We start from the raw sequence: 4,968 nt of genomic DNA on the forward strand, positions 1-4,968 counted from the left end.
GGGAACCTCGTGCGACACCGTTGCAATCTTTGGCGTCGGTTGCACCGAAGTCATGGCTGCCGGTGAGTTGCCACCGAAATTCACTGGACCTGCGGTTGCGACCGAAGGAATCGGCGAAACAGGCGAAGGGATGGTGGGAACGGGTGCGATTGGTGTGGAAAGCGATGACGTCCGCACGACGGTTTCCCCATCGCGACGCTGAGCGACCACCTGGTATTCACGGCAACGAGTCGCCAAGGCATGCAACTGCAATCGCTCCGCAGCTTCGGCGACCAAGCCAACCTCCGGTGCGGAAGCTCCTCGTGCCATCAACTTTGAAAACAGCACTGGCAGCATGCTCACATCGGCCTGGGCGACTTCTCGCTGAACCTGCTCCATCTGCGCGGCACTGATCGTTCGCTGCTTAGGAGGTGCCGATGGAAAGGTTGCGGAAACTTGTTGGATTTCCGAACCAGTTGTCTGGTTCCATCCTGGGCTGGTTGTCATCGCCGATCCGGTTCCATCGACCATCCGAGGACGGGAGGTAATCGTCATTCGTGAATCACGCATCCCGGAATCGACAGGTTGAATGGATGGAGCGGGCGATGCAGACGCAGCCAACTGAGCACCAGACTGCACATGAGCATCTGCCTGCAAAGCAGCCGAGGTCAAATTCGGTGCGACACCGCTGCCGACGATCTCCGCACCAACAGGCTCTTCATGATTCACCGTGGCGATGCCTTGTGGGACTGTCCCAGCGGTCGCGACTCGGTGATCTTCAATCGGCACCAAATCCGGAACGCGACGACTTGATTGAGTGATTGGCTGCAGGTCAGCTACATCCTTGGCTCCTCCACCAACCAGTGCTTCCAATCCACGAGCAATCCGATCTGAAAGACTGCGTGGATGATGATCCGCTTCGGCAACGACTTCTTCACCAGGGTGAGCCTGCTCCTCACCGCGGCTCAACCGAGCCACTCGATCAGCCAATTCGCGTCGGGGGTGAGAACGTTCCAAGCCCTCGCTTCGACGATGAGAATCCGTGTCCAAGTCCCAATCTTCATCGGCCACATCGGCTTCGAATTGAGACATGGCAACGCGAGGTTGTTTCGCTGCTGGTGCTGACTCGGTGTTGCCGTCAGGAATGAACATGTGCTGAGCGGGCTCAGGGCGTTTCAAACTCGCCACCAACGCTTCCGCCGTGGCAGCCGTTTGGTCACGATGGATCCAGCGAAACTCTCCCGAAGGAGGCACGATGCGATACCAGAGTTGCGGACCATCCGGCCCGTCTCGCTCACTGCTACCAACGATGGTGACCTCTTCTCCTTCAGCCAACTGAACTTGCCAACGATAGCGGCGAGCTCGGCCGAGGTTGGTTCCAATCCAGGCCACCGTTTTGTCTTCGGTGACCGTCGCCATCCCAAGGATGTCCGACCCCGATGATTTTTTCGATTGAGTTTGTTCGTTCAGTTTCACCGCATCCGCGGCAACCCAACAAAAGCTCTCGTCCACCGGACGCACGCCCAACCAACCATCGCTGGTTTCGACGTACACCTCGAGCTCTTGCCCGTGTCGAACCGGATCGGTTTTGTAATATTCGCCCGAGGGACCGCAGCGAAGATGCGCCCCTTCGTCGGACACGAACACCAAATACGGTTGGTCGACCGTGGTGGCAGACGTGTCCTGGCCGTTCGCCGACCCGACAAACGTCGTGAGACAAGCCAAACCGCCCCAGAGAACTTTCAAGGCAAGAGACGACCGTGTCCCTGGATGCGACGGAGGGGTGGCGGTGTGTTCGTTCATCAAAACACTGCGTGTGACGCGGAAAACCGGGAGGCACCGCCCACAGACCAGCCTGTCGACGGCAATGCACCTGAAACCAGGACATCACACCGATCGATAGCGAGATTCAGCCACTCACGGCAAGCCCAATCACAAATCGAGGCCGACGCCCCCCATGATTCGCTTGCCTTCCATCCGTCCACCCAAACCGAGAATCATCCCGCCCGGATAGGCCGCCGTTAGATCCGGTCCTCGGCACCTTTCGCTTGCAGCGCGGCGACGACTTCTCGGACGCGTTCTTCCGATGTCTTGGGCGCCACCAACGTCGCATCGGGAGTCTGCACCACGATCAAGTCATGCACATCGATCGTGGCGATCGTGTGGCCGGGCGTCCCGTGAATGATGCAACCGCTCGAGTCCACGCTCACATGCGTTCCCACCACTGCGTTGCCAAATTCATCCGCCGGATGCAAGCGAGAAACCGCTTGCCAGCTTCCCACATCGTCCCAATCAAACGGGGCCTCGATGACGACGACTGGCGAGTGTCGCTCCATCACCGCATAGTCGATCGATTTGCCTTCGATCGCCGCGAATTCTTTCTGCAGCACCTCGTCGTAGTCATCGGTGCCGATCGCCTTCGAGATCGCCTCGATGTGCGAGTGCATTTCGGGCTCGTGCTGCTTGAGCGCATCCAAGATCGTCTGGGCACGCCAGAGGAAGATTCCGCTGTTCCAAGAAAAAGTGCCTTCGGCCAGATACTGTTTCGCCGTCTCCGCATCCGGCTTTTCGCGAAATGTCTTGACCTGATAAGCCTCGTGACCGTCAATCACTTCGCCGCGTTGGATGTAGCCAAACGATTCCGCGGGATAAGATGGCTTGATCCCAAAGGTCACAATCGCATCAGGGTGTTCGGCCAAGATCGCCTCTCCACGACGCACGCCTTCGGCGAATTGGTCGTGTTGCAAAATCACATGGTCCGAGGGGCACACCAGCATGACTGCGTCAGGGTCCTCGTGAGCCACCAGGGCAGCTGCCAGTCCAACACACGGTGCGGTGTCGCGGCGACAGGGTTCGCCCACGATCGTTTCGCGGCGAAGCTCGGGCAGTTGTTCCGCAATCGGCTCCACCAACGCGACCGAAGTCAACACATGCGTCCGCTCTGCGGGAATCACGGAACTGAGCCGATCCCGCGTGGCTTGGATCATCGTGCGCTCGCCCGCCAGCGACAGCAATTGTTTGGGTTTGGCTTTCCGAGAAGCAGGCCAAAAACGAGTTCCACTGCCACCTGCCATGATGATCGCGTGAAGCATGATCGAGTTCCGTGTTGAAGTCCAAGGTGTGAGTCATCCAGCGAACTGGTCGTCGCTCGCCCGTTTTACCTGATTCGCTGCTTCGGCAGCAGCCTCCTGCCACTTCCCAGCGGTTTCTTCTCGCAATTTCGGCATGAATCCCATCTGAGTCATGCCCAACCCGGACGGTCACTTCCATCGCAAACGCATGGACGCGAGTCCATCGGACCTTCCGAATCACAACTGCAGCAGGACTTCTCGGAGAGAGCATCCAAAGCTCCCAAAACGTACGGATGATGCAGAGCGAAATCCAGCTCGATTTCGATTGCCTCGAGCTCGATCCCCTGCTCACAACTCAATTCTGCAAGACGGCGTGGCTCATTGTTTCCGTGGTGGTGAGAACGTCAACAACATCGATCTGATCGACGCTGCAAGGCCACGACTTTCCGCCCGCGGTCCAGGCCATCTAAGGGTCCAGCCAGTCGAGTTCGCGGTTGAGATCCGACGAGTCCTCACGCCAGGCTCGGTTGCTGGCACGGTCCCAGCCGTACTCGATTCTCGAAAGGTGCGAACTGGCTGAGACGTCTCGCCAACGAAACTCGGCAGCCTATCGGCTACCGCTTGCCCCTCATTCCCTGTGCACCTACTGGTTATTCGGTGTCCGACACCCTTGATCGCGTCGACACCCTTGATCGCGTCCGTACAAGAAAAGGGAAAGGCACTGCGAAAGGTGCCAGCCACGTTACCGGTTGCTTTTCCTTTGTTTTGCGGCGAAAGGATCACCAGGCAGAACCGCGGAGCGGTGAAATCCGAAAGCCTCGGGTTTCAACCCGAGGTTCGGGGGCACCCAGCCCTTCAAGCAAGCCGCGGAGCGGCGGCAGTTGGATCGCGAAACCGCCAACTTGCGTCGCCCCGCGACTTAGGTCAGACTCAAAGAAAGCGGGACGGCACCATCGAATGCCACCCGCGAACCAGTTGGTCTTCCGCGGCGACCACTTGAACCCTCATTTCCAGTGCACCTACTGGTTAAACGGTGTCCGACACCTTAGAACGCATCCGCTGGAAGTGGCGGACTTCCTGCCAGCCAACGAACAACGGCAGCCTATCGGCTACCACTTGGCTCCTCATTCTTAGTTCACTTACTTGTTAAACGGTGTCCGACACCTTTGATCGCGTCTCTTCCGCATTCAAGAACGCATCCGCAAAAAAGAACGAGCCGAGGAACGTCAATACATCGCCGCCATGACACGCGAAGCGAAGCGAGAGCATGACGACGTAAACGAAGACGACCAGAAAGACAGCGGGTCCGGATGCACCAGGCGGCCGAGGCGGGAGCGTGATCCGACAACGTCACGCCGGAAACGCCAACAACGCGGTGAAACCGATCAGCAGTACCAAGAGCGGATGGCAGCGAACCAGAACCGCAAAAACCAGGAGAAAGAACGCGATCAGGAACCGGAACGATAACGCGAGAAAAATCAGAACCCTCTTGAGGTCGTGTTCTGGCAGGTGTTAGAAGCGACGCAGTGGCGGCTGACGCCACTGCTTTCCTGATCTTGGCTGGTAGCGTCCAACTTCAGCCAAAGTGTCAACATGGTGAAGATGGACCGTTGCCCGGGAGAAATCCCGGGCTACTGGTTCGTTTTGGCTGACCTGGGTTTTCGCCGCGTCGTTGCAAACTCCGCTCAAGGACCAGCATCCACCATCGCCTTCGATTGCAGAAACGTGCTGAACATTGTTTCGCAAACACTCTTCTTTTTTGTTGACAGCGAGTTTTGGGCGGCGTAAAAACCTCTTCCCTTGAGTGGTGGTTTGGTAGCAGTCAGTTGAGGCTACGCGGAGCGGCGCTGTGAATATGACGATTCGGATTGCATTTCTTTTTGCTTTGGTTTCCCCGTGTTGGATGGCGCAGGATGGG

3 protein-coding genes are annotated in these 4,968 nt (G+C 57.9%); all 3 read right to left on the minus strand.

What is annotated here, in order from left to right:
• A partial coding sequence (locus ACF8AM_RS14905; RefSeq protein ID WP_392556396.1) for a hypothetical protein occupies positions 1 to 1,782 on the minus strand: 1,782 nt, incomplete at its 3' end.
• A 218-nt stretch (positions 1,783 to 2,000) separates the two neighbouring features.
• Entirely contained in the window at positions 2,001 to 3,071 is a 1,071-nt protein-coding gene (locus ACF8AM_RS14910; RefSeq protein WP_392556397.1) for a mannose-1-phosphate guanylyltransferase, read from the minus strand.
• A 1,491-nt stretch (positions 3,072 to 4,562) separates the two neighbouring features.
• Positions 4,563 to 4,968, minus strand: a 406-nt coding sequence (locus ACF8AM_RS14915) for a hypothetical protein (RefSeq protein WP_392556398.1), incomplete at its 5' end; no start/stop codon positions are given.

The sequence above is a fragment of the Rhodopirellula sp. JB055 genome (genome assembly GCF_043100905.1).
Taxonomy (GTDB): Bacteria; Planctomycetota; Planctomycetia; order Pirellulales; family Pirellulaceae; genus Rhodopirellula.

What these genes read in the sequence shown, in the direction of transcription:
- ACF8AM_RS14910 (WP_392556397.1), bottom strand. Translation starts at nt 3,071, where the DNA reads ATGCTTCACGCGATCATCATGGCAGGTGGCAGTGGAACTCGTTTTTGG.